This is a genomic window from Chryseobacterium sp. JM1 (assembly GCF_000737715.1).
Lineage (GTDB): Bacteria > Bacteroidota > Bacteroidia > Flavobacteriales > Weeksellaceae > Chryseobacterium.
In genome coordinates this window covers 227,232-253,551 of sequence record NZ_JPRN01000005.1, presented here as the reverse complement: position 1 = coordinate 253,551, position 26,320 = coordinate 227,232, and the positions used below count along the sequence as shown (strand labels likewise).

16 protein-coding genes are annotated in these 26,320 nt (G+C 38.2%); 9 read left to right on the top strand and 7 right to left on the bottom strand.

Translation table 11 applies throughout. The features are described from left to right. Positions 1-196: 196 nt before the first annotated feature. Positions 197-2,869: a reprolysin-like metallopeptidase gene (locus tag IW22_RS10895; RefSeq protein WP_081873936.1), complete on the top strand. Its 2,673-nt coding sequence runs from the start codon at positions 197-199 to the stop codon at positions 2,867-2,869. Between the two features lie 80 nt (positions 2,870-2,949). Here the strand turns inward: IW22_RS10895 and IW22_RS10890 are convergent, their stop codons facing one another. Further along, positions 2,950-4,257: a DEAD/DEAH box helicase gene (locus IW22_RS10890; protein ID WP_034726434.1), complete on the bottom strand. Its 1,308-nt coding sequence runs from the start codon at positions 4,255-4,257 to the stop codon at positions 2,950-2,952. Positions 4,258-4,623: 366 nt separating this feature from the next. Further along, complete coding sequence (locus IW22_RS10885; RefSeq protein WP_034726431.1) at positions 4,624-5,889, bottom strand: hypothetical protein; 1,266 nt, start codon at positions 5,887-5,889, stop codon at positions 4,624-4,626. 386 nt (positions 5,890-6,275) lie between these two features. Between IW22_RS10885 and rpsA the strand changes: the two genes are divergently transcribed. The 5 genes from rpsA to IW22_RS10860 all read left to right on the top strand — a co-directional run bounded on the left by rpsA (position 6,276) and on the right by IW22_RS10860 (position 14,706). Next, positions 6,276-8,066, top strand: coding sequence for a 30S ribosomal protein S1 (gene rpsA, locus IW22_RS10880; protein ID WP_034726429.1), 1,791 nt, complete (start codon positions 6,276-6,278; stop codon positions 8,064-8,066). Positions 8,067-8,315: 249 nt separating this feature from the next. Continuing rightward, complete coding sequence (locus IW22_RS10875) at positions 8,316-9,740, top strand: T9SS type A sorting domain-containing protein (RefSeq protein WP_034726428.1); 1,425 nt, start codon at positions 8,316-8,318, stop codon at positions 9,738-9,740. Positions 9,741-9,922: 182 nt separating this feature from the next. Beyond that, positions 9,923-12,520, top strand: coding sequence for a T9SS-dependent M36 family metallopeptidase (locus tag IW22_RS10870; protein WP_051891192.1), 2,598 nt, complete (start codon positions 9,923-9,925; stop codon positions 12,518-12,520). A 128-nt stretch (positions 12,521-12,648) separates the two neighbouring features. After that, positions 12,649-13,629 (top strand): EamA family transporter, encoded by a 981-nt coding sequence (locus IW22_RS10865; RefSeq protein ID WP_034726799.1) that lies wholly within the window; start codon positions 12,649-12,651, stop codon positions 13,627-13,629. An 81-nt stretch (positions 13,630-13,710) separates the two neighbouring features. Continuing rightward, positions 13,711-14,706 (top strand): alpha/beta fold hydrolase, encoded by a 996-nt coding sequence (locus IW22_RS10860; protein ID WP_081873935.1) that lies wholly within the window; start codon positions 13,711-13,713, stop codon positions 14,704-14,706. Between the two features lie 585 nt (positions 14,707-15,291). Here IW22_RS10860 and rplS read toward each other — a convergent pair. Continuing rightward, positions 15,292-15,648, bottom strand: a complete 357-nt coding sequence (gene rplS / locus IW22_RS10855) for a 50S ribosomal protein L19 (protein WP_034704964.1) — start codon at positions 15,646-15,648, stop codon at positions 15,292-15,294. A gap of 292 nt (positions 15,649-15,940) precedes the next feature. On the opposite strand from rplS, the gene IW22_RS10850 reads away from it, so the two are divergent. Further along, positions 15,941-18,679, top strand: coding sequence for a fibronectin type III domain-containing protein (locus IW22_RS10850; RefSeq protein ID WP_034726426.1), 2,739 nt, complete (start codon positions 15,941-15,943; stop codon positions 18,677-18,679). Between the two features lie 109 nt (positions 18,680-18,788). On the opposite strand, the gene IW22_RS10845 is transcribed toward IW22_RS10850, so the two are convergent. The 3 genes from IW22_RS10845 to IW22_RS10835 all read right to left on the bottom strand — a co-directional run bounded on the left by IW22_RS10845 (position 18,789) and on the right by IW22_RS10835 (position 22,212). Beyond that, positions 18,789-19,475: a DUF3667 domain-containing protein gene (locus IW22_RS10845; RefSeq protein ID WP_034726425.1), complete on the bottom strand. Its 687-nt coding sequence runs from the start codon at positions 19,473-19,475 to the stop codon at positions 18,789-18,791. Positions 19,476-19,959: 484 nt separating this feature from the next. Further along, on the bottom strand, positions 19,960-21,483 hold the full coding sequence (locus IW22_RS10840; protein ID WP_034726424.1) for a hypothetical protein: 1,524 nt from the start codon (positions 21,481-21,483) through the stop codon (positions 19,960-19,962). A 231-nt stretch (positions 21,484-21,714) separates the two neighbouring features. Then, complete coding sequence (locus tag IW22_RS10835; protein ID WP_034726423.1) at positions 21,715-22,212, bottom strand: DoxX family protein; 498 nt, start codon at positions 22,210-22,212, stop codon at positions 21,715-21,717. A 161-nt stretch (positions 22,213-22,373) separates the two neighbouring features. On the opposite strand from IW22_RS10835, the gene IW22_RS10830 reads away from it, so the two are divergent. Then, positions 22,374-23,075: a CoA transferase subunit A gene (locus tag IW22_RS10830; protein ID WP_034726421.1), complete on the top strand. Its 702-nt coding sequence runs from the start codon at positions 22,374-22,376 to the stop codon at positions 23,073-23,075. 61 nt (positions 23,076-23,136) lie between these two features. Here the strand turns inward: IW22_RS10830 and IW22_RS10825 are convergent, their stop codons facing one another. Then, complete coding sequence (locus tag IW22_RS10825; RefSeq protein WP_034726420.1) at positions 23,137-24,939, bottom strand: ABC transporter ATP-binding protein; 1,803 nt, start codon at positions 24,937-24,939, stop codon at positions 23,137-23,139. Between the two features lie 412 nt (positions 24,940-25,351). Between IW22_RS10825 and IW22_RS10820 the strand changes: the two genes are divergently transcribed. Then, the gene (locus IW22_RS10820; protein WP_034726419.1) at positions 25,352-26,005 is read left to right on the top strand and encodes a CoA transferase subunit B; all 654 of its coding nucleotides are present in this window, start codon (positions 25,352-25,354) and stop codon (positions 26,003-26,005) included. The last annotated feature ends 315 nt before the right edge of the window (positions 26,006-26,320 follow it).

The following is a 26,320-nucleotide window of genomic DNA, read 5'->3' as shown; positions in this document are numbered from 1 at the left end:
TATTTATGTTAATTATGAAAAATATTAATAAATAGGCTTGTATGTTGTTGATTTTGTGTGTTTTGTATTGAATTTTTCGCTTTTTTTGTAAAACATTTACAAGTGTGTAGAGATTTAAGTTTAATTGTGTATTTAAATCCTCGTAAAGGAATCTTTATATTAAAATTTTAACATAATCATCTTCAAAATTATAGATATGAAATTTTACTTATTTATTGCATTGTCAATGATCCCCTTTTTAGGATCATCACAGTGGAGAAAAACAGAGCTGAAGTCTCAGAAAGTCAGGACAGCACAGGAAAAACTGAAGTTTTCGGCTCTGTATTCATTAGATGCCGATCAGTTGAGAACTGCACTGAAAAATACTCCTGAGCGCTTTTCCAGATCAAAGGGAGTCATCATTTCGCTTCCTACAGCGGAAGGAAAAATTGAAAAATTCCAGGTTTGGGAATCTTCCAATATGGATGCCGAGCTTCAAAAAAAATATCCGGATATCAAATCATATGCAGGAACCAGTGTCAATGACCCTTCTGTATACTTAAGGTTCAGTATGTCTCCGGCAGGATTTTCATCCATGATCACAAGGTCCGGTATTTCAGAATTTATTGAGCCTTATTCCGAAGACCGGGCTGTGTACGCAGTCTTTGACTCAAAAGCGAAAAGAGGTCAGGAAAACGAACCGTTTGAATGTGCTACCAAGGAAGATTTGCAGAAAACCGCATTAGGACTACAGAATGGCGGCACCAATAAAAAACTGGCAGGTTTCAATGTTTTCAGACTGGCATTATCCTGTACGGGAGAATATGCACAGTATCATTTAACGGCTACCAATACTCCGGCAGGCGCTACAGATGCTCAGAAAAAAGCGGTGATTCTTGCTGCTATGAACGCCACTCTTACCAGACTGAACAGTGTTTTTGAAAAAGATCTGTCTGTGCATTTTAATCTGATTGCCAATAATGAAGCCGTTATATTTTTAGATCCTGCAACCGATCCGTATACTTCTTTCGGGACTGGTTCTGCACAGACGGCAATATCTGCCCGTATTCCGGCGACAGATTATGACATGGGACATTTGATAGATAAAAGAAATGCAAACGGAGTCGCAGGCTTAGGTGTCATATGCATCAATAATCAAAAAGCAAGAGGATATACGTCGTGTAATTTTCCGGAAGGAGACACTTTTGATATAGACTATCTTGCTCACGAAATGGGGCATCAGATGGGAGCTAATCACACCTTCTCTTTATATCTTGATGGTTCCGGTACGTCTGAAACAGAACCAGGAAGCGGAACAACGATTATGGCTTATACCGGGATTATGGGAGATAATGATGATGTTCAGTTTAATTCCAATGATTATTTTCATGCTTTTAACGTTACAGAAATCAAGAATACGATCACTAATGCCGCCTGCGGTACCAATACTCCTTTTGTAAATCCTGCCCCTGTTGTGAATGCAGGTCTGGATTATACCATTCCTAAATCTACCCCTTATGTATTAAAAGCAACGACAACGGATGTGAACTCTGCCTCTTATACCTACACATGGGAGCAGATGGATGCTGCAGGAGATCCTGAAACAGATGCTAATTCTATAGCATACCTTACCAAACCGGCGGGGCCTAATTTCAGATCTGTAATTCCTGTAAGCAGCCCGGTACGTTATCTTCCGGATTTTAATAAAGTCCTTGCGGGAGTGTTAACGACAAGATGGGAGTCTGTTTCCAGCGTAGCCAGAAGTCTTAATTTCAACGTTACCCTGAGAACCAATAACCCGGTTGATCCGCAAACGACCAAAGATGATATGATTGTAACAGTGAATGCAACAGCTGGTCCTTTTAAAGTGACTGCTCCTACATTCGGACAGTCATTGGCTTCAGGAGCATCATTTAATGTAACCTGGGATGTGGCGGCTACCAATGCGGCCCCGATCAATACAGCCAATGTTAATATTAAATTATCTACAGACGGTGGCTTGACTTTTACCACTATTGCAGCCAATACGGCTAATGACGGAAGTGAGCAGGTAACGGTTCCCGCAGGATCTTCCTCAGCCAATGCCTTTATCATGATAGAAGCTGTAGGGAATATTTATTATGCAGTGAGCCCAAGTTTTGTTATTGATTATTCAGTGACTGATGAAGCCTGTACAACCTATACTTATAATGGAAGTCCTGTAGCTATTACGGACGGACCGGGTGGATCAAATATTTCTGCACCGATAGTTAATGCTCCTTTAATGGTTAATAATACCGGAACGATCACTAGAATTAAAGTTACTCCGGCTGTTACCCATCCCAATGTAAGACACCTTGCCATCGGTATTCAAAGTCCGGTAGGTTCTTCAGCATTAATATGGAGCAGAAGCTGCCCGAACAGTTCAGGAATCACCGCATCATTCAGTGATGCCGGAGCTGCAGTGGCATGTGCATCACCTGTTCAGGGAGAGACCAGATCATTCGAGTCTTTAGAGATTTTTAAAGGTCATAAAGCTCAGGGAGAATGGAAGCTTTTTGCAACGGATAACAATCCGGGAAGTACTGGAACCATTACAGGATGGTCTCTTGAGGTATGTACACAACAGACAAAAACACTTGGGACAAAAGAAACTTCTTCTCCGCTGGCAGATGACATCAGAATTTATCCTAATCCAAGTGACGGCAAGTTCTTCATTAAATCCAGAAATATAAAAGGAGAAATGAAAGTGACCGTGTTTGATTCTGCGGGCAGACTGATCTCTTCAGATGCTTACCAAAGCAATGGAGATTTCACCAAAGAATTTAATTTAAATGTTTCTAAAGGTGTTTATATGATCAATATCAACTCGCCAAAAGGAGCATACAACCAAAAACTCATCATTAAATAAATTTTTTTAGTAGTAGTATAACAACGAAGAGAGCCCGGTACATTACCGGACTCTCTTTTTATTTTTACGGGTAGATTTTCTTAATAGGCAACCTCCATTTTTACTTTCTTACCCTTCAGTTTTTCAGCACTTAATTTCTTTAAAACAAAGCTTACTTTATTTCTGGAAACGGCTACATAAGAAGTAGTATCCTTCACTTCAATGATGCCAATATCTTCCTTCTGCAGTTCTCCTTTCTTGATAAGATAGCCTACAATATCCACTTTATTCACCTTATCTTTTTTTCCGGCACTGATGTAAATCGTCTGGAAAGGTGTTTTCTCGGGAACCTTATTGAAATCTTTTACACTTTCTTCAGGGGTATTGCTTTTAATGAACGGGAAGTTTTCATCTTCAGTCATGATCAGGTATGCAAAACCTTTTGCATTCATTCTGGCAGTACGTCCGTTTCTGTGGATGAAAGCATCTTCTTTCGGAGGAAGCTGATAGTGAACAATAGATTCCACTTCAGGAACATCCAGTCCGCGGGAAGCCAGATCTGTGGTAATTAAGATCCTTGCAGAATCGTTTCTGAATTTCAGAAGAGCACGCTCTCTCTCGTCCTGTTCCATACCGCCATGGAAAGTTTCCCTGTCGATTCCTTTTTCAGCCAGAAGATCAGAAATACGGTCTACAGCCTCACGGTGATTACAGAAAATTAATGTTCTTTTATTTCCGATTTTACAGATTAAATTAAATAACGTATCCAGTTTCTCTTCAGAAATAGTCATTACTTTTCTCAGCTGAATATCAGGCTTTACTTCGCTTAATTTTAGAAAATCAATGATCTTTTCATTTTTTAAACCTGTAAATTGCGGAATTTCATCCATTGTTGTTGCTGAGGTTAAAATTCTTTGCGAAAGCCCTCTCAGTGAACCTGAAATATATTCCATATCCTCATGAAAGCCCAGCTCCAGAGCCTTGTCAAACTCATCCAAAACCAAAGTTTTAATCGTTTTAGGATCAAAATTGTTATTTCTTAAATGGTACGTCACTCTTCCCGGAGTTCCGATTAAAACTGCAGGCGCTTCAATTAAATTATTGACCTCAATTTTCTTATCATGACCTCCATAACATACCGATACTTTAAAATCGGTTCCCATTGATTTGAAAACCTGCTCAATCTGCAATGCCAGTTCTCTTGCCGGAACCAGGATCAAAGCCTGAATTCCCTGAACATCTTTTTTAAGGTTACGAAGAACCGGAAATAAAAATGCCAGCGTTTTCCCTGAACCTGTAGGAGAGAGCAAAACAACATCCGTATTGTTTTCAGTAGTCTTATATGTAGATTTCTGCATCTGATTCATGTCCTGAATCTGCAGTTTTTGATAAATTGATTCTAATTCCATTTTGCAAAGGTAGTAAATTTAAGGAGCAAGTTTGGAGTGGGGGAGTTTGAGGGTTTTAGGGTGGGAGAGTTTTTGAGTTTCGGGATACGAGATATGGGTTTGAACATTTTAGGGTGGGAGGGTTCGAGAGTGGGTAGAGTAAATGAGCTTGAAAGAAGTTTGTGAGTGGCTGGTTTTTTTAGTTGCTGGTTGCTGGTTGTCAGTTGCTGGTTCGTAGTAATTAAATCGGTGGATAATCGTGCTTGATATCTATTATCTGGCATCTGGCATCTTTTTTCTTAGCTCTTGACTAAAATCAAAGGACCATCATTTTCAACCTTCGGCACAGTCCCTAATCCCTAATCCCTGCCACCTAATCCCTGCCATTTACTTCAACCTACTCAACATCTCTTTCCCTCTCAATAAAGTAACAGGATAAACTTCAGCGGTATTGGCAATAGCTTTTTCGTAAAAACCTTTAGCAGCAACTTTGTTTCCCTGTGTGAAATTGATGAAACCTGATATTTCGTACATGAAATTGCGGAGCTTGAGATCTTTCTCTTCTTTAGTAGAAAGGTATTTTAGAAGTTTTTCAGCGGAGGTAAGACGGGCATCTTTGTAAGGCTTGATGTCATATCCATCAGGTTTGCTGAACCAGTAATCCCACATGGCGCCGCTATTGTGCTCGTTCCATGAATATTTAACCAGCTGTAAAGCTACTTCAAGCAGGGCTGGATCAAGATTTTTATTTTTCGGATCCTGTTTTTGGCTTTCTGCAATATAATGGTCAATGGTGATGTCTGCGCCTTTATCCTGTATTTCCTGAAAAATAGATTCTTTAAGGTATAACGAATGGTTTTTAGAGAAATGTTCATAAGCAAATGATGAAGGAAAATGATCTGCCAGGTTTTCTATACGGTAGCCTTTTTTGAGTTCAGATTTTAAATCAATCTTATAAACGGTATTATAATCGTGAAAAAGATATACGTAGATAATTCCTTTTTTAAGATCGCAGATGGTAGAATATAGGGTGTTCAATTCCCCTTCCTGATGGGTCTTGTCTAAAATGGTTTTCAGAAACCCGATATTGTTTTCCTTGGAAGCGGCAAGCATTTCATTGGCGATGTCCGGTCTTCTGCATGACAGTTTTCCATTGATCATATTACAGTTGGAATTCACCTGGAAATCACCGGTCTTTTCTATGATTTTTCCGGGAGTGATCACAACAGAATTTCCTTCTTTATCCGCCAGTAGAACTTTGGCAGAGATGGCGTAGTCGTATTTTTTTAAATACACCATGGCTTCTTTTACGGTTTTGCATTTTCCTAAAATTTCCCACATTAGGTCTCCCTGGTAAGGATTTTTCAGATTCAGCTTGCTCAGGTCGTAATTGGCGGCTGCAAAATCATAGAACAGGCCGTATTCATTCATCGCAGAGGCGGTCTGCATATCCGGAGCTCCGAAGCTGACGGATCCGTAGCGGTCTTTAGTAGCAGGATTATACCAGATTCTTGTGAAAGGAGTCATATCATCTTCATTGGCCGCAGCGAATGTCTCTCCACCTCTTGAGCATGAAAATATGGTACAGGCTTTTACCGTGCTTATACCGGACGAGATCAGGGTGATAAAAATGAAAATGAAATGTTTATACATTGGTTAGTTTTTAGGAATGTTGGTGTTTTGATTGCAAAAAGATGGTTTTGTTAAAGTTTTTTTGAAAATATATTTTTAGGCTGAGGCTGAGACGAAGGTTGAGAGAGATTAAGAAGGAGATTTGTATTTTCAACACTACAACACTACAACACTACAACACTACAACACTACAACACTACAACACTACAACACTATAACACTCATACACGAAACCCGAATCACACATAAAATCCATTGTTAATATAAAATAAAATTCATATCTTTGCACCCACTTTTGTGTGAAAGGTTTGAAAAGGTAAAATATTAAAAATTAATTACTTCCATATTTTTTAGATCCACATTTATTCAGACCATTAAAAAAGAAGGAATACAAATTTTATTAGAAAATGTCAAAAGAGACAAATTCAGCAGAGGTTTTATTAAACCAAAACGTAGCACCAGAACAATTTGATTGGGATTCATTCGAATCAGGTCTTGATGCAGATGCGAGAAAAGAAAAAAGCGATTTAGAAGAAATCTATAACGGATCTCTTAGCAGCTTGAACGATAACGACGTTATCACTGGTAAAGTTGTAAGATTAACGGATAAAGAAGCTATCGTTGATATCGATTTCAAATCTGAAGGTGTTATTTCTCTTAACGAATTCCGTTACAACCCAGGCCTAAAAGTAGGTGATGATGTGGAAGTAATGGTAGACAGAAGAGAAGACAAAACTGGACAATTACAGTTATCTCACAGAAAAGCTAGAACGCTTAAAGCTTGGGATAGAGTAAACGAACTTCACGAAACTGGAGAAATCGTTAACGGTTTTGTTAAGTCTAGAACTAAAGGAGGTATGATCGTTGACGTACACGGAATCGAAGCATTCTTACCAGGTTCTCAGATTGATGTTAAGCCAATCAAAGATTACGATCAGTTCGTAGGTAAAACTATGGAGTTCAAAGTTGTGAAAATCAACCCTGAGTTCAAAAACGTAGTAGTATCTCACAAAGCATTGATCGAAGCAGATATCGAAGGTCAGAAAAAAGAAATCATCGCTCAGCTTGAAAAAGGTCAGGTTCTTGAAGGTACTGTTAAGAATATTACTTCTTACGGTGTATTCATTGACTTAGGAGGTGTAGATGGATTGATCCACATTACAGACCTTTCTTGGTCTAGAGTGAACCACCCATCTGAAATCCTTGAGGACGGACAGACTGTGAAAGTTGTTATCCTTGATTTCGATGATGAGAAAACAAGAATCCAGTTAGGTATGAAGCAATTAGAAGCTCATCCTTGGGATGCTCTTTCTGCTGACATGAAAGTTGGAGACAAAGTAAAAGGAAAAGTAGTAGTTCTTGCTGACTATGGTGCATTCGTAGAAATCGCTCCAGGTGTAGAAGGATTAATCCACGTTTCTGAAATGTCTTGGTCTACTCACTTAAGATCTGCAGGAGACTTCGTGAAGGTAGGTGATGAAGTAGAAGCTGAAGTATTAACACTAGACAGAGAAGAAAGAAAAATTTCTCTTGGTATCAAGCAGTTATCTAAAGATCCATGGGAAAATATCGAAGCTAAGTATCCGGTAGGATCTCAGCATGTAGGAACTGTAAGAAACTTCACTAACTTTGGTGTATTCGTAGAGTTAGAAGAAGGTATCGACGGATTAATCTACATCTCTGATCTTTCTTGGACTAAGAAAATCAAGCACCCATCTGAGTTCTGTGCAGTAGGTGATAAATTAAACGTTATCGTTCTTGAATTAGACATCCAGGCTAGAAGACTATCTCTAGGTCACAAGCAGTTAACTGAAAACCCTTGGGATAAATTCGAAACGAAATATGCTGAAGGTACTATCCACGCTGGTAAAGCTGTAGAAGTTCACGATAAAGGAGCTTCTGTACAGTTCGAAGACGTAGAAGTAGAAGCTTTCTGCCCATCAAGATTATTAGAGAAAGAAGATGGATCTAAAATCAAGAAAGGTGAAGATGCTCAGTTCAAAGTAATCGAATTCAACAAAGAGTTCAAAAGAGTAGTAGTTTCTCATACTGGAATCTTCAGAGACGAAGAGAAGAAAAATATGAAAGACTCTTCTTCTAGAAACGTATCTTCTTCTTCAAACAACGAAGAAAGATCAACTCTTGGAGATATCGATGCATTAGCAGAATTGAAAAGAAAAATGGAAGAAGGTAAATAATCTTTAACCCATTTGATCATATGAAGCCGCTCGTAAGAGCGGCTTTTTTTTGTTTCTATGAGAAATCAGGATTTATGACGTAAGATCCTGATTTTATGATGGTTGAATTTTTCTTTATTTGTTACTATTTTTACTTTCTGTATGGTTTTTATTGTGAATTATTTTAATTTACTTGATTATTATTATTAAATTATTTCATCAAATAGAGAAAAAATATTATTTTTAGCCAACTAAATTTAAATAATAACCATGAAAAAAACATTCTTATTTTTCCTCGTGGCATTTATCATGTCATGGAGTAATTTTAATGCCCAGCAATCCTCAGATTATATTATTATGCTCGATAATGGAGGATCTACGACTAATGATAGCTACGCTCACATGAAACGCGGCGCGGTTAAACTGATAGAGCAACTTTTAGCCTGCAATCCCAGAAACAGAGTAGCGGTTGTACAATACGGAGCAGGAATATACGGAAATCCGGCCGGAGCGAATAAAGCCCTGATTTACATTGAAAGTGATTTTACCAATGATGGTTTCACCGCACAAAACTTTAAAAGACGTCTGGATTTTGGGGATTATTTTAATGAATCCCTGGATCTGATTGGAACTGCTTTCAACGGAGCTTTTAGCCCGGATATTGTAAGCAGTCAGAATACTTTAAATCTTGGGCAGCCTCTGAAAATTGTCGTGTTTACTGATGCAGAAAGGAATTCAGGAACCCCTCACGATTCATATCTTGTCAATTATAATAATACAGGCTTAAATAATCCTTTGGCATTTGAGATTGTGGTGAAGTTTAAAGTGGGCCATCAGGCACAGTTTACCATGATTCATGCCAATACAGATCCTCAGGCATTAAAGGCTGCAGCATCTATTTCCAGTGCAGGAGGCTTATATAGTGGACCATTGGAAACCAATATTGCAGATCCTGATAATGGTGTTTTGCCAAGACTGTACTATAACAGACCGAATGGCTTTTCTATAGGACATACGGAAGTAGATTACTGGAAAGAACTGGCTGCCAATATTTGTGACCCGGGTAACTTAGCGACTGTCAATTTCAGATATGAACCGGGAGAATGTATAGAAAGTACATCTGGTATAGGTGGGTATTACAACCTTCCTGCAGGAGCTACTTTGGTAAATTTAAGACTGGAGCTAATAGGTTTACAGGACGGAAGTGTATATCCGATAACATTTAATCCTTCCTTTGGGGCCGGTAATTTCTTCAATTACTATTTTCAGCCGTCGGATTTTAATTATCCGGTAAGTAATGGAGCAACAGGAGAGCAGAAGTTCAGATTGAGTATGGTGTATCTTCAAAATGGGGCATATAAGATTGCGTACAGCTGGAATAACTATCCATATTTTGATTATGATATCAACTTGGATTGCCATGTGCCGAGAGCTGCGAAGCCATTGGCAGGAGAAAAGATCTTCAAACTGACACCCAATCCTACTAACGGATTGTTTAAGGTGATCCTGAAAAACAAACTTGAATCAGGAAGATTGGAAATCAGAGATTTGAGTGGAAATACAGTATATAATAAAGTATTGCGTAATGAAAAAGAAATAGACATCGATATAAGTTCCAGAAAAGAAGGAGTGTATATAGTTAATATGATCAATGATAAGAACGAAATCTATTCAGATAAAATAATCAAAAAATAAAAAAATTAAGCTGTCTTTCGGGACAGCTTTTTTTGTATAGCTTGCTATCACTTAATTGTAGAATTAATAAAAATCCCAGTGGTGAGATTATTTTTCTTAAAACATTTTATTTTTTTAAATAATTTATTAAAAAATAACATTAATTGTGAATTATTTGTAAATTAGCGCCTTTATTAGTAAAAATGAAAAAGATAACTCTACCTCTTTTATTTGCTGTATTCGCAGTAATTCCTTCTGCTTTATTTTCACAAGATAACGAGAAGCTAGTTAAGGATTATATTTCTCAAAATAAGATCAGAGAATATAAAAAGAACGATCTTACCAACTTCGTCATTGACAATATTGATGCATCAAAATCAATGAACGGAAATGTTGTAAAGTTCCAGCAAACCTACAACGGGATACCGGTTTATGGTTCTGCAGGAACGGTGTTAGTTAAAGATAATAAAGTTGTTTATTATTCAGATAACTTTCTGAAAGATTATAAGGGATCTACTTCTGCTGATGCAACCATTACAAAAGAAGCTGCACTGCAGAGAATAGCTGCTGATTTAGGAGCTGAGAATGTCTCGGAGCTGCCCATCATGGAACTCTTCGAAAAAGGAGCTAATAAACACATTGCAGCGAAGCAGAGACTGGTATACACTACAGATGATAGCCAAAATCTCAGACTTGCGTATGAATACATCTTACATGAGCCCAAAACTACAAATCACTGGAATATTCTTGTTGATGCCAATTCAGGGAAAATTCTAAGCAAACTGAATTTAAACCTCTCATGTAATTTCCATGATGGAGCCTATTCCCACGACGAAAATACAATGGCATCGTTACCACAGGTTGAAAGTGCCTACCGCTTCAATACCAATAACCTGGTTACTTTAGCACCGGATAATGCTTCCTACAATATTTTCCCGTTGCCTATAGAAGCTCCCACATTCGGATCCAGAGCTATCGTAAATAACCCATGGATTCTTGCTTCCTCACCGGAAGGATGGCATTCCAATGCAACGACTCACTACACCACCACAAGAGGGAATAATGTGTACGCTTATGATGATAAAGATGGCAATGAACAGACTTTCGGGGTATCTCCGGACGGAGGAGCCGCAAGAAATTTCAATTTTTCTTATGACCCGAATGCTTTTACCTATCTTAATTTATCAGCAGCAACAACCAACTTATTTTACATCAGTAATATGATGCATGATATTTTCTACAAATTCGGGTTTACTGAATCTGCAAGAAACTTCCAGAGCAATAATTTTAATAATGGTGGTCTGGATGATGATGAGGTTTTTGCACAGTCGCAAGACGGAGGAGGCTTCAATAATGCCAATTTTGCTGCTTATATGGATAATTACAATCCGGTGATGCAAATGTATCTGTGGTTGGTTTCAAACCGTAAATTATTCTACAAAGCACCATCTGATGCAGTGGGCCGTGTGGTGAATGCAGGAGTTGCTCAGTTTGGACCTGCAGTAAATGATATTGGGATTACAGGAGATGTTAAGCTTGCCAGTGTTATTGATGGCTGTACAGCATTAACTGCCGGAGAATTAGCTGGAAAAATAGGTCTTGTTGAGAGAGGTGGAACGTGCGGTTTTACGGTAAAAGTAAAAAATGCACAAAATGCAGGTGCTATTGGTGCTATTATTTATAACAATGCTACCAATGGGGCTACGTTAGGAAATATGGGCGGTGCCGATCCCACTGTTACTATACCTTCTATATTAATTACGAACGCTGAAGGTGAATATATCAAAGGGAAATTAGCTCTCCCTACCACCGTAAATGTTGATGTAAGAGCAGATACAAAATACGACGGTAGTTTCGATAACGGAATCGTTGCCCATGAATACGGTCACGGAATTTCCAACAGAATGACAGGAACTGGATATAACTGTCTAAATTCAAATGCTGATAAAGAGCAGATGGGTGAAGGATGGTCAGATTTCTTTGCATTAATGTTAACCAACAGACCGGGAGACAACGCTACCGTAGCCAGAGGAATCGGGACATATCCAAACGGGCAGCTTACAACAGGTTCTGGAATAAGACCAGCTAAGTATTCGCCGGATTTCGCTGTAAACAATTACACCTACGGAAGAACAAACGGAATGGAATACAACAACGGAACAGCTACTGTTCCGGATGTTCATTCTATCGGATTTGTCTGGGCAACCATGCTTTGGGACCTTAACTGGAAATACGTTGAGAAATACGGATATGCATCTGATGTAACGGCTAATGCTACCAGCGGAAGCGCCAGAGTACTACAGTTGGTGACAGACGCATTGAAACTTCAGGCATGTAATCCAACATTTATCGACGGAAGAAATGCAATCCTTCAGGCTGAATTGGCAACAACAGGAGGTGTGGACAAATGTATGATCTGGAGAGTTTTTGCTAAAAGAGGTTTGGGATCACTGGCTACAGCCGGATCTTTAACCAATATTAATGACCAGACAGAAAGCTTTGCCCTTCCGGAAGGATGTTCAGCATTGTCAACAGAAGAAGTAAAAGCGGCTAAAAATACCATCTCTATCTATCCGAACCCTGCTAAAGATGAATTCTATATCAATTTCCCAAGCAGTACAATAGGAAAAGTAAGCCTTGAGATCTATGATATGTCTGGAAAACTGGTTTCTTCAGAAGATAAGATTTCACCGGTTGCCAGAAAAGCAGTTTCTACGAATGGCCTGATCAACGGAACCTATATGGTGAAAGTACAGGGTCTTGGCTTTGAAGCTTCATCAAAAGTAATCGTTAAGAAATAATGACTCCATAAATCAATTTTTTGAGAATCGCCGCAAGCTTGCTTGCGGCGATTTTATTTATCTATCATAATGACGTCTCAGGGTATTTCAATTATTATGTTGTAACTTTGCAGGCTGTAAAAAAAATTATGAAGAAGAAAAATATACTCAAGGGAGTTTTATTCGTAGGGATCGGGGCCAGTATATACGGAATGCTGGCGACATTTGTGAAAATGGCTTATCATGATGGCTTTACCACTTCTGAAGTGACTACTGCTCAGTTTGTGATGGGGTTGGTTGGGCTTCTGTTCCTGAATTTTATGCAGACGATAACGTCCAAACAGAAACTTTCGTCACCAAGTGCTAAAGAAGTAAGAATGCTGATGATCGCCGGAACATCTTTAGGCTGTACCAGTCTGTTCTATTATATTGCGGTTCAGTATATCAATGTTTCCATAGCGATTGTGTTGCTCATGCAGTCGGTTTGGTTCAGTGTTGTAGTAGAAAGTATTATCGCAAAGAAACTACCTAACGCAAGAAAAGTGGTTTCCGTGATTATTGTATTGGTAGGAACTATCTTAGCCACAAACCTGATCAATATGGATATTGAACTTGACTGGCATGGGGTTTTCTGGGGCTTAATGGCTGCAGCATCGTATACCATGACCATGTTTACCTCCAATACACTGGCTACGCATCTTCCGGTATTCAGGAAAAGTATCATCATGCTTTCCGGTGGGGCGATTGTGATATTTGGATTCCTGTTTTTTGCCCAGATAGGGCCGATGTATTTTGATGGATTAAAATCATTATACCTTAATTTTACAGACAATACAGAGCATATTCACTCTTTCAATTATTCCATTTTCTGGACGTACGGATTTGTTCTGGCTTTGTTCGGAACCATTGTGCCACCTATTTTATTCAATGTAGGTTTCCCGAATGCGGGGCTTGGTCTGGGAAGTATTGTTTCATCACTTGAACTTCCGGTATCAGTGACGATGGCCTTCGTTTTATTGGGAGAAAAAGTCTTGCTGGTTCAGTGGGGCGGGATTATTCTGATCCTTTTTGCGATTGTCCTGATGAACCTTCCTGCAAAAAAAGAATTAAAAGCAGTTGAAGTAGCTTAAAAAATAATCAATTAAATAATGTTAAAAACCGTTCCTTTTGGATCGGTTTTTTTTAATTTTAATAGCTAAAACAAAACGTTCATGACTTATTTCCAAAAAGCAATGGCTGTCATCATGTTATCTGCGGTGCCCACCTTCTTATTTTCACAGACAAAACCGCTTGATGCTATGTTGTCTGATTATCAGTATCCGTATGAAGTTCACTATTTAGATCTCAAATCTCAGAATAATGACCTCAAAATGGCTTATATGGATGTACAGCCCCAAAAGCCGAATGGAAAAATTATCATGCTTCTCCATGGAAAGAATTTCAACGGAGCGTACTGGCAAAAAACAGCAAAAGATCTTTCAGAAAAAGGCTTCAGAGTAATTATTCGTGATCAGATCGGATTTGGAAAGTCTTCTAAACCTCACAACTATCAGTTTTCTTTTTCACAATTAGCAGAAAATACAAAAGCTATTTTGGACAAACTTCAGATCGATAAAGCAATCATTTTGGGACATTCCATGGGTGGAATGGTTGCCACAAGATTTACCCTTCTCTATCCGGAAAAAGTTCAGAAACTGATTCTGGAAAACCCAATCGGACTGGAAGATTATAAAACTTTTGCGTCTTATCAGACCATAGACCAGGCGTACCAGTCTGAACTGAAAAATACCGCCGAGACTTACAAAAATTATCAGATGAAATTTTATTATGATAATCAATGGAAAAAAGAATATCAGCCATGGCTGGATCTTATTGCGGGCTGGACACTGCATAAAGATTATCCACAGGTAGCATGGGATGCTGCGCTTACTACAGATATGATCTACAACCAACCGGTCTGTTATGAATTCAAAAATATAAAAACACCGACACTGCTTATTATCGGAACGAGGGACAGAACAGCAATAGGGAAAGACAGGGCGCCTAAAGAATTACAGCCTAAAATGGGACAGTATCAGGAATTAGGAAAAAAGACACAGCGGGAAATTACAGGATCAAAATTAGTTGAACTTGAAAATGTAGGACATCTTCCGCATATAGAAGTATATCCTAGGTTTTTGAATGCTTTGTATGAGTTTATTAAATGAGGTAAAGGCTAAGACTAAGGCTGAGATTAAGGTTCTTGAAAAGAATAGTTAAGAGACAATCTAATAGTTTTTTAAGCTATACTTTCTTATCTTGAAAAGCATAGGTTAAAAACTGCTGAGAAAAACCAGCCACAACGTGGCGATTTAGCCGAAAATAGGATGTAGTCCTATCGAATTCTGCCCCATCGTATGTTAAAATCTAAGAAATCATAAGTTAAAACTGCTGAGAAAAACCAGCCACAACATGGCGATTTACCTGAAGATAGGATGCAGTCCTATCAGATTCTGCCCCATTATATGTTAAAATCTAAGAAATCTTAAGTTAAAAACTGCTGAGGAAAGCTAGCCACAACGTGGCGATTTAGCCCAAGATAGAACGCGGTCCTATCAGATTCGGCCCAATCATATGTTAAAATCTAAGAAATCATAAGTTAAAAACTGCTAAGAAAAACCAGCCACAACGTGCCGATTTAACCCAAGATAGGATGAAGTCCTATCAGATTTCAAAGCTCCGCAATTATACCAAAATAAAAAGAGACTACCTGATAAACAGATAGTCTCTTTTTGTATGTATTGTTGTCTGAATTACTTTTTCTTGTAAGCAGCATCCTTGATTCTAGCTTTTTTACCTCTAAGGTCTCTGAAGTAATAAATTCTAGATCTTCTAACTCTACCTCTTCTGTCAACTTCAATTTTCTGAAGCGCAGGCATGTTGATAGGGAATACTCTTTCTACACCTACATCACCACTCATTTTTCTGATAGTGAAAGTTTTTGTAGCGCCAGTACCTCTTAATTGGATAACGGTACCTTTGAAGAACTGAGTTCTTGTTTTTTGTCCTTCTTTAATTTCGTAATACACAGTAATTGTGTCTCCTGCTTTGAATTCAGGGAAATCTTTTTTAGTAATGTACTGATCTTGTACGTACTTTAATAAATCCATTTTTAATAAAATAAAATGTTAAAGCTAAGCAACTTACACGTTCTTCGTCAGAGGTTGAATAACAGGTCGCAAAGATACAAAATACTTTTTGATTCTACCAAATAATTACTGTACTAAAAACTATAATTTTTTCACCCGAAATCTGACGTAAAGTTAACAGTTCCTTTAAGTTCCCATCAGCAATAGTTTATATAGGAAGTCTACTTTTGCCCGAAATTAAAAAATCAGATCATTATTTTTTTAATGGCCTGATTTACAAATCTAAATAAATCTAAAACAAAAGTAAACTATTATGAAACACTATTTCTTCTTTTTCTGTTTTGCCGTCCAGATGGCATTCGGGCAGGCACTTTTTCCCTACCTGCAGAATCCGACGCCCAACTCGATGATTGTCAACTGGAAAACAGCTTCTGACAACGAAACAACCGTAATCTACGGAACATCTCCAACCAGTCTGAACGTGACGGTTACGGGAACCACAAATATTTTTTCAGATACGGGTTATAACAACAACTATTATTACCACACTGCAAAAGTGTCAGGTCTTCAGCCCAACACCAAATACTATTATAAAATAAAGACCGGAACTACAGAGTCTGCGGTTTATAATTTCAGAACTCTTCCTCTTCCGGGACAGGCTGCGACGGCAGACGGGAAAATCCGTTTCCTGATCATGGGAGACAACCAGATCAAAGCGGAACCAAGATATGATACACTGACGCTGAATGCTTTCAAAAAACTAAAGCAGAAATTTGGAGCCACCACAGATCCTTCGGATAATATCGCGCTTACTTTTATGGTGGGTGACCAAGTAGACGTAGGAACACTGGATCATTATGAGAATGTACATTTTAAAAAGAACATCAAATTATCACCGTATCTTCCTATTCAGACAACGGTAGGAAACCATGAGACGTATGGAACACTTGGGATGAATTCTTATTACGCCCATTTCTATATCGATGAAATTAAATATAAAAATATCTCATCAGGAAACGAAAACTATTATGCGCAACAGGCTGGAAACGTTCTGTTTGTAAGTTTGAGTTCTGAGCATACAGGTACTGCACAGCAGACATGGCTTTCCCAGATTTTAGATGCAGCGAATGCTGATCCTACGGTAGACTGGATCATTTCTTTAAGCCACAGACCTTACCAGGCAGAGCAGTATGTAGGAGACATTTCTACATGGGTGAGAAACAATGCAGTACCATTGCTGACGACTTCCAATAAATATTTAATGCACGTTGGAGCTCACCACCATTTATACCACAGAGGTCAGTTGAAGGAAACTCCGAATTATCAGATTATTTCCGGAGGTACCGCCTGGGACCAGTATTGGGGAATGTCTAATGAGCAGGATTTTGATGATGTACAGAAAACACTTACTGACTGGACCTACCAGATCGTAGAAGTAGATGTGCAGACCGGAAAAGTAGATATAGAATGCTACTCAATTGGAGGTGTATATAATAAGAAGCAAAACGAATTGGTAGATACTTTCCACCGATATAAAAACCAACCGAAGCCATCAAAACCTTCTGTTACAAACACCTTTTCTGCATCAGTAACGTTACCTTTAACGCTTGACGGAAGTGCTTTTGCATCATCCAACGGCGAACTTCTGAACACCACACAGTTCCAGATCAGTAAGGCGGCGAACTTTTCAGTTATTGAAAAAGAATTTTACCGTGATTATGAAAACTGGTTCGGGAAAGACGGAAACGGAACACCGGATAAAACGAAAAACTTAAATGCAGGAGTTGATATTACAAAAGCTACTATTGCTGCGAACTCTATCTCAAACGGGACTTATTATGTAAAGGTTCGTTACAGAGACAGAAACCTGGAATGGAGCGACTGGAGTGATGTAAAACAGTTTGAGGTAACCGGAAGTGTGGTTTCCAATCCTACTTTTACATTAGATAAAACTGAATATACACAAGCTGAGCCTATCACAGCTACTTACACCGGAGGACCTGGTAATCAGCAGGACTGGGTAGGAATCTATAAAAAAGGACAGACGCCTGCGACGACAACTTCTCAAGGCTTTATTTACACCAACGGACAAACGGCAGGAACAGCTGTATTCACGAATGGTCTTGCTAATAAAGGTCAGTATTTTGCAGGTTTCTTTGCCAATGGAGGGTATACTGAAATTACAGGCAGAAAAAGTTTCTATGTAGGACCGAAAGTAGTGCTACAGGCTACAGCAGATACGTATCCGGTAGGAGGAACAGTGGTAATCAATTACAGCAGCGGACCGAATTTGGTGAAAGACTGGATCGGAATTTATAAAATGGGACAGACTCCGGGAACCAATACAGCTACTAAATGGAGCTATGTGACAACACCTGCAGGAACACTGAATTTTACAGGTCTTGCAAAAGGATATTACTATGCTCAGTATCTTCTTGAAGACGGATATACAGGAATCGGAGATAAGGTATTCTTTAAAGTAGGGGATATCGTAACGGATTTATGGATCAACAAACCGGTCTATACATTAGGTGAAAATATTACCGCTTCATGGACTGATTCTCCTGGAATTATCAAAGACTGGTTGGGAATTTACCCTCAGAGTGTTCAGACGCCTGATGATAATTTTGTTTCTTATACATATTTCGATGGGGTGACTCAGGGAACAAAAACCATCCAGGGAACAGCACTTCCTACAACGCCGGGGAACTATTATATGGTAATGTTTACGAATGACTCTTATACAGAAGTTTCAAACAGAAAACAATTCCAGGTAACATCCGGAACGCTGGGAACCGATGAAGTGAAAAGCACAGAGAAAAATGTAGTGATATATCCGAATCCAACGAAACCGGGTGAGCCTACATTCATCAAGAGTGATTATCCAATTGAGAAAATTGAGCTGTTATCAGCATCAGGACAGTTGTTGTACGAATCTAAAAACATCAACAACCAACGTTTCTCTCTGGTCAATGAAAATCTTCCGAAAGGCGTATACTTCGTGAAAGTGCACACAAGAAAATTATTTACTTTAAAACTGGTGATCCAGTAATATTCTAACAACATATTGGAAAAAAGCAGGAAAATTATTTCCTGCTTTTTCTATTTAATATGAACAGGAACAGTAAAATACAAATAACAATGATCATCTCTTTTACTTTTTAATGGGAGATTAAGTTCATTAAAGCTCCTAAAATCATGATCGAAATACCAAATGTGATCATTCCCAAAACATAGGAAACGAGGGCTTTAAAATAACTGGCTACCTTGCCTTTATCGAAAAACTGTCCTACAGACCAGGAAAAATAGACAAACACGATCGCTGCTGCAATCTGCATCATATGGTATTTTGTGAATCCTTCAACAATGGCAAAGACAGAAAACATCAGCATTTCCATTCCAAGAATAAAGCATAGAAGGATCAGTATTTCAAAAAAATTGTAATCGTATTTTCTGAAAAATATTTTTAGCCAAAAAGCAATAAACGCACCCATAATAATATTGGAATATCCATAATGACTTTGAACCCAATTATTAATGGCATTGAGCTTCGAATCGCCTGCACCATCAATTTTTATATAGCTGTCTTCGATGTGAAAAAAGTGATTGATAAGTGTATAGATTAGCGATGTGACAATAATAAATATCACAGGTTTAACAAGCCGGCTTCTGTTTTCACTGATGAAATTTCTGATGTTTTCGCCGGGTCTTATTAATAACTCTCGTATGGTATACAAAATACCTCTGTCAAAATGTAAAACGTGTTCGATTTCATGAAGGATGTAATGTCCGTCTATTCTTTTCGGTTTTAAATTTTGTCTGCAGTTTGAGCAAAATTCTTCATTCATAGTAGTTTAAGTTTTAAATGCAAAAAAAGATAAATAGTTTTACATACCCTTTACACTTTAGTTTAGTTTTTGGAATTTTTATATACTCAAAAACTTCGCTCCATCTAATCATCATCCTTTGCATGCTAAAAGAAATCCCGCTGATCCCACAAATTTCGCAGATTTTTTTATGCATTCAGATATTTTGCTTCATCGAATCAACGAAGTTGATTTCTCCCTTTGCTCTCCTTAAATTTCCAGCATATTAATTATTCTTTGCGTGGAAAAAAACTCCCGCAGATCCCACAGATTTCGCAGATTTTTTTATGCATTCAGACATTTAGCTTCATCAAATCAACGAAGTTGATTTCTTCCTTTGCTCTCCTTAAGTTTTCATCATAATTAATCATCCTTTGCGTTAAAAAAACAGATACAAAGGTTTAAATTTTTAACAAAAAAAATCAGCCATTACAAACAGCCGATTTTATATTGAAATAAAAAATTTTTAAAATTCATACAGAAGATCATCTTCCTGTAAAGTTGTACTCGAAGCACCATAAGTGTCTTGTGGTTCAGCATCGGCAAGAATTTTTGAATCCTGAATAAGCTTTCCGTCCGGAGTATACACTTTTAAAAGTATCCATTTTCCGCTCCGCTCCATTTCTTTTAAACCTGATTCGGTTTTATACTTGATCTTTCCACTCTGAAGCACTCCGTCTTTTACAATGGCTTTATTGCCAGGCTTTCCTTTTGCATACTGTACAATCTGCGCGGTGAAACCTTCTGCTTCTTCCAAAGGCTGGCTGTAGGTATAAACAATGGCTCCTTTATCATCATAAACAGTGGAGTCATATCCGGTCTGCTTAGCATTCATTTTTTTCTCAGATTTTAGCTTTTCATCTTCTCTGAAGGACCTGGAAAGAACTAAAACACCATCTTTATATTGCTGTTCGTTAAGTTCTTCGTATAAAGTTCCGTTGTAAGGCATGTCATCCTTATACGTTAAAGTGCCTTTCAGTCTTCCGTCCGGATGATAGTATTTCATCTCCTGTACCATATCATCTTTTAATACTTTTTCGGATGACAATTTTCCGTTTTCATCAAAGTATTTATTCAGAATGACGGAACCGTTTTTATAGACATCAATGGCGGTAAAACCAGATAAATCATAACTGAACTGATAGTCTTCGCCGTCCTGAGGTTTGTAATAATTGGATTCTTTATCATAAACGTAGATCAGATTTCCTATTTTTTTACCTGTTTCATCGTAGGTTGTTTTATAGCCGTCTTTTTTGCTTTTCTTATCTTCCTGAAGAATCTTTCCGTTTTTTGAATAGATGATACTCTCCTTGATCGTCCCGTCGCTTTTCTGTTTCTCGATTTTGGATATCCTCATCGGATTGTAGTAATAATCAACGGTTACATTGTCATCAGAGTTCCCTGTATTGCTTGTGCCGATGTGTTTTCCTTTATCGCCGTAATATTTAGTTTCGTACTTTCCTTTGCTGTCTGTGGTGATTTCGTACCGGATTCCTTTGATATCGTCATCATAGGCGATCGTTTTAAAATTCTCAGAATCCTCATAGGTGGTAATAGTATTGAAAGAAGAGGATAATTCAGCGTCTTTGTAGGTGTACATTTTTCCTTTAAAGGTACCGTCTGCTTTATAGACAAGATCTTCCACAGGTCTTCCTTTTTCATCAAATGTTTGGGCCGGTCCTATCTGCTTTCCACCCGAAAATGTTGCTGTGCTTACTATTTTACCTTCAGGGCTGTACCAAACTACTTTTCCTTCATAGACCTCGCTGCCCGGAGTGGCATTGGAAGCAAGACCTTCCATCTGTGGCTTACCGTTTTTATAAAAATCTTTAATTGAAGTAAGCTTGCCTTTATTTTCAGTTTCACGGTAGAATTCCATTTTGTCCTGAGTGGTTTTCTCCCAGTTTTCGTCAAAATAGATTTTTTCCTGTGCGCCTACACTGATGCTGAGGATCAGGGCAAGAACTGCGGAGGTAAATAATTTTTTCATGTTTTTATTAAAGTTTAAATGATTCAGTAGTGATAATTCGAAGTGGAGTAGAAGGATCAATCTGTATATAAACAACATTGATTGATCACGCCAAATATAAGTCAATTTGCCGAGAAATAAAGGGAATTGAGCGCACAAAACCTCCGTAAAATCACGGAATTTTTTCTGAGAAATTTTACTATAAGAACATGCGGAAAATTGGATTGATCTGCTTTTTATAGGTCAATTTTTTCACAAATAAAAGAAATCCTTCTTTTTCTTTTTGATCAACTGATCGATCCCGAAAGCTTTGTATCCATTGAGAGAAAACATTCCCAGCAGCATGATAAACAAAACCTGCGGCAGATAGAAAAAATAGGTAAGCCATGTGAAAGGATCCATAGAACGGGTTCCAACGGCAGGATCTACGGGAACAAGTTCAGTAGGAATAGAGTGAAGGTCTTTGGTGAATAATGCCACCAACATAATGACAATTAATGACAGTGAACTGAATCTGGTTAAAAGCCCCAACAATAAAAATAATCCCCAGAACGCTTCATTAAAAGCCACAAAATTAGCCATGAACTGAGGGTTGGAAAAACCTAAACTGCTAATGGTTTTCAGCATATAACCCTGGAAAACCGGATGGAAAAGTTTATTGAAACCTGTGATAAAAAAGAACAGTCCGATGCTTATTCTGCAAATGACATAAAATAGATCGCCGGGTTTATTAAAAGTATTCTTTTCCATAGTATAGTGGTATAAATTAAATTTTTAAATGGTTTAAAGGATTTAACTTAAACTATGATGCCGGAATCCACCAAAAGTTAGATCTGAATTCAAATAAATTTCTGAATAATGGAGATATGAGAAAAATGATTAAATTTAACGGACAGAAAATCTAATATTTCATGATAGATAAAAGAGTAAAAAATGCAAAGGAAGCCATCGAAGGAATTAATGATGGAATGACTTTAATGCTGGGCGGGTTTGGTCTGTGCGGTATCCCTGAAAACTCAATAAATGCTTTGGTAGAAAGCGATGTGAAAGACGTAACCTGTATTTCAAACAACGCTGGTGTCGATGATTTTGGGTTAGGATTGCTGCTTCAGAAAAGACAGATCAAAAAAATGATCTCTTCATATGTAGGCGAAAATGCTGAATTCGAAAGACAGATGCTGTCCGGAGAACTGGAGGTAGAGCTTACACCACAAGGAACTTTGGCAGAAAAATGCAGAGCGGCTCAGGCTGGAATTCCTGCTTTTTATACGCCTGCAGGGTACGGAACAGAGATCGCAGAAGGAAAGGAAGTAAAAGATTTTAACGGAAAACCTCATATCCTGGAACACGCTTACAAAGCAGATTTTTCAATTGTAAAAGCATGGAAAGGAGACTACCTTGGAAACCTGATCTTTAAAGGTTCTGCAAGGAATTTCAACCATCCGATGGCGGGTGCGGCAAAAATTACCATTGCTGAAGTGGAAGAATTGGTAGAACCGGGCGTATTAGATCCTAATGAGATCCATATTCCGGGGATCATGGTGCAGAGAATTTTCCAGGGTGAAAAATTTGAAAAGAGAATTGAACAGAGAACGGTAAGACAGAAAGATTAATTCCTTTCGAAATCCGGTATTGACCATAAAAGAAAAGCGCTGAAATAATTCAGCGCTTTTTTTATTCTTGTGAAATAAGATTTTTTCTTTCCCCGATCTGTTGTCGCCACATCGCGAAATACAAACCTTTTTCTGCAATGAGATGGCTGTGAGATCCTGTTTCTATCACCTGTCCGCGTTCAAGAACATAGATTCTGTCTGCATGCATAATCGTGCTTAAACGGTGGGCAATAAGAACGGTGATCTGTTCCTTTTCTTTGGAAATATCTTTGATGGTAGAAGTTATTTCCTCTTCTGTGATGCTGTCCAGGGCTGAAGTTGCTTCATCAAAAATCAATAAATGCGGTTTTCTTAAAAGTGCTCTTGCAATGGCAATTCTTTGTTTTTCTCCACCACTCAGTTTCAGTCCGCCTTCACCAATAACGGTTTCGATACCTTTTTCAGCTCTTTCCAGCAATGCAGTACAGCTGGATTTCTTTAATGCCATTTCCAGATCTGCCTCGGTAGCATTAGGATTGACAAAAAGAAGATTTTCCTTGATGGTTCCTGCAAAAAGCTGAGTATCCTGCGTCACAAAACCAATTTGATTTCTCAGTTCATCAAAATCAAATTCTTTTCCGTTAATTCCATTGTAAAAAATATTTCCTTCCTGTGGCCTGTAAAGTCCAACCAGTAATTTAACCAACGTACTTTTTCCTGAACCACTTGGTCCCACAAAAGCAATGGTCTCGCCATTTTTCACATCAAAAGAGATATTATTTAAAGCTTTATACTGGGCTGACTGATGTTTGAAAGAAACATGCTTAAACTGTAATTCCTCAATAGCCCCGATTTGCTTGGGATGAAGCGGTTTTTCTTCCACTTCTTTCTTCATTAAATTATCAAAATTCTGAAGAGAAGCCTCTGCTTCACGGTAAGAAATAATGATATTCCCGATTTCCTGCATCGGCCCGAAAATGAAAAAACCGTAGAACATCAGAGACAGGTATTGTCCCGGAGTGACGATGTTTTTAAAAATCAACAGTAACAGCGTCATGGTGATCAGCTGCTGAAGAAAATTAACCATCGTTCCCTGAATAAAACTTAAAGAACGGATGCTTTTCACCTTTCTCAGTTCAAGTCCAAGAATCTTGTAGGTATTGTTATTTAAACGGATCACTTCCTGATTCGTTAATCCCAAACTTTTAACGATTTCTATATTTCTTAAGCTTTCGGTCGTACTTCCTGCCAGAGCGGTAGTTTCCGAAACAATATTCTTCTGAATGCTTTTGATTCTTTTACTCAATAAATTGGTGATGAAAGCAATCAGGAAAATTCCGCAGATATAAACAGGCATAATCGACCAGTGCAAACGGATCGCATACACGGAAACGAAAATGATACTGACTAAAATTCCAAAGAAAATATTAATAAAACTGGTGATGAATTTTACGGTATCTTCTCTTACTTTTGTCAAAATAGATAAGGTTTCACCACTTCTCTGATCCTCAAATTCCTGATAAGGCAATGCCATTGAATGTTTCAGACCATCTGTGAATATTTTTGCGCCAAACTTCTGAGTAATAACGCTTACCGCATAATCCTGAAAAGCTTTGGCAATTCTACTCACCATCGCCGTTCCGATAAGCAACCCCAGAAAGTAAAACACACCGTGATAAACACCACTACCGTATAAATATTGATTCAGATTTCTCGGCAGGAGTTTTTCCTTGTCAAAAAAGTTGGGATGTGTCACCAGCTGATCCAGGATATTACCCGTAATGGCCGGAGCAAATAAAGAAAAAACCTGGTTAATGGTAGCCAGCAGCAAAGAAAGCGCGATCAACCATTGGTAAGGCTTAAGGTATCTTAAAAGTATTTTCATTCTAGTAAATAATGTTGCAAAATTAGAGATATTATTTTGACTTCTGGTATTAACGTGAGCTCGCGTTGAGAAAATTAATATTATGTGGCTGAAAGCTTAAAGTTGCGGAGTACGCGGTGCGAGTTTGAGTGTCGGAGAGCTATGAAGTAAGAGGGTTTGAGTGTTTTAGAGTAGATGAGTTTGGAAGAGGGTTGTCAGTTGCTGTTTTTTTTTGTTGCTGGTTGCTGGTTGCTCTCAACCACAATCAAAAGACCATAATTTCAACCTTAAGTACAATCCCTAGTCCCTAATCCCTAATTCCTAATCCCTGCAACCTGCTATCTGCCACCTTCCTCACCTTTATCTCAACCTTAGCAACAAAGACCTTTTGTATTCAATTGAAAAGAATTAAATTGCAGTCTAAGTTTTTATTATGCTTACAAAAGAACAAATTGCTAAAAGGATTTCAAAAGAACTGAAAGACCGATATTATGTAAACCTGGGAATCGGAATCCCTACATTGGTGGCTAACTATGTTCCGGATGGTATTTCCGTAGAATTTCAGAGTGAAAACGGAGTGCTCGGAATGGGACCTTTCCCTTTCGAAGGGGAAGAAGATGCCGACATCATCAATGCCGGAAAACAGACCATTACCATCCTGCCGGGAGGCTCATTTTTCGATTCAGCCTTCAGTTTCGGGATGATCCGCGGTCAGAAAGTAGACCTTACCATCCTTGGAGCGATGGAAGTTTCTGAGAACGGTGATATTGCCAACTGGAAAATTCCGGGAAAAATGGTTAAAGGAATGGGTGGAGCAATGGACCTTGTAGCATCCGCAGAAAATATTATCGTTGCGATGATGCACGTGAACAAAGCCGGAGAAAGCAAGATCCTGAAAAAATGTACCCTTCCGCTTACAGGTGTTAACTGTGTGAAAAGAGTCGTAACCGAACTGGCTGTATTAGACGTAACTCCTCAGGGATTCAAGCTGGTAGAAAGAGCACCGGGTGTTTCAGTGGAACATATCGTAAAATCTACAGAAGCTGATCTGATCATCGAAGGTGAAATTCCTGAAATGCAATTTTAGATAAAACAAAAACCTTGTCATTGACAAGGTTTTTTTATTGAAAATATCTTTTGAACCATTCTAGTTGACATAGGAAATCGTAGCGTTAAGAAAATAAAATCTGCGAACGTTAAGAAAATTCTACTGTTTGAAGCGCGAGACAAAATTCAAATCGAATAACCCGTATAGAATTCGCGCAAGTTTAGAATTTTTAGTGAGCAGAATTTATTTTTAACGAAGAGTTCCAGGTCTTGAATTTTTGTTTCAAGACAAAAGAAAATAACCTATTTTATGTTTTCAGTTTAAGTTCAACACGACATCGTTGAAAAATCTTAA

Coding starts and splice junctions, on each gene's coding strand:
- rplS (WP_034704964.1), bottom strand. CDS start 15,648: ATGGATTTATTAAAGTACGTACAAGATCAGTACATTACTAAAAAAGAT.
- IW22_RS10865 (WP_034726799.1), top strand. CDS start 12,649: ATGAAGAAGAAAAATATACTCAAGGGAGTTTTATTCGTAGGGATCGGG.
- IW22_RS10850 (WP_034726426.1), top strand. CDS start 15,941: ATGAAACACTATTTCTTCTTTTTCTGTTTTGCCGTCCAGATGGCATTC.
- IW22_RS10870 (WP_051891192.1), top strand. CDS start 9,923: ATGAAAAAGATAACTCTACCTCTTTTATTTGCTGTATTCGCAGTAATT.
- IW22_RS10890 (WP_034726434.1), bottom strand. CDS start 4,257: ATGGAATTAGAATCAATTTATCAAAAACTGCAGATTCAGGACATGAAT.
- IW22_RS10835 (WP_034726423.1), bottom strand. CDS start 22,212: ATGGAAAAGAATACTTTTAATAAACCCGGCGATCTATTTTATGTCATT.
- IW22_RS10895 (WP_081873936.1), top strand. CDS start 197: ATGAAATTTTACTTATTTATTGCATTGTCAATGATCCCCTTTTTAGGA.
- IW22_RS10860 (WP_081873935.1), top strand. CDS start 13,711: ATGACTTATTTCCAAAAAGCAATGGCTGTCATCATGTTATCTGCGGTG.
- IW22_RS10830 (WP_034726421.1), top strand. CDS start 22,374: ATGATAGATAAAAGAGTAAAAAATGCAAAGGAAGCCATCGAAGGAATT.
- IW22_RS10825 (WP_034726420.1), bottom strand. CDS start 24,939: ATGAAAATACTTTTAAGATACCTTAAGCCTTACCAATGGTTGATCGCG.
- IW22_RS10875 (WP_034726428.1), top strand. CDS start 8,316: ATGAAAAAAACATTCTTATTTTTCCTCGTGGCATTTATCATGTCATGG.
- IW22_RS10845 (WP_034726425.1), bottom strand. CDS start 19,475: ATGAATGAAGAATTTTGCTCAAACTGCAGACAAAATTTAAAACCGAAA.
- IW22_RS10840 (WP_034726424.1), bottom strand. CDS start 21,483: ATGAAAAAATTATTTACCTCCGCAGTTCTTGCCCTGATCCTCAGCATC.
- rpsA (WP_034726429.1), top strand. CDS start 6,276: ATGTCAAAAGAGACAAATTCAGCAGAGGTTTTATTAAACCAAAACGTA.
- IW22_RS10820 (WP_034726419.1), top strand. CDS start 25,352: ATGCTTACAAAAGAACAAATTGCTAAAAGGATTTCAAAAGAACTGAAA.
- IW22_RS10885 (WP_034726431.1), bottom strand. CDS start 5,889: ATGTATAAACATTTCATTTTCATTTTTATCACCCTGATCTCGTCCGGT.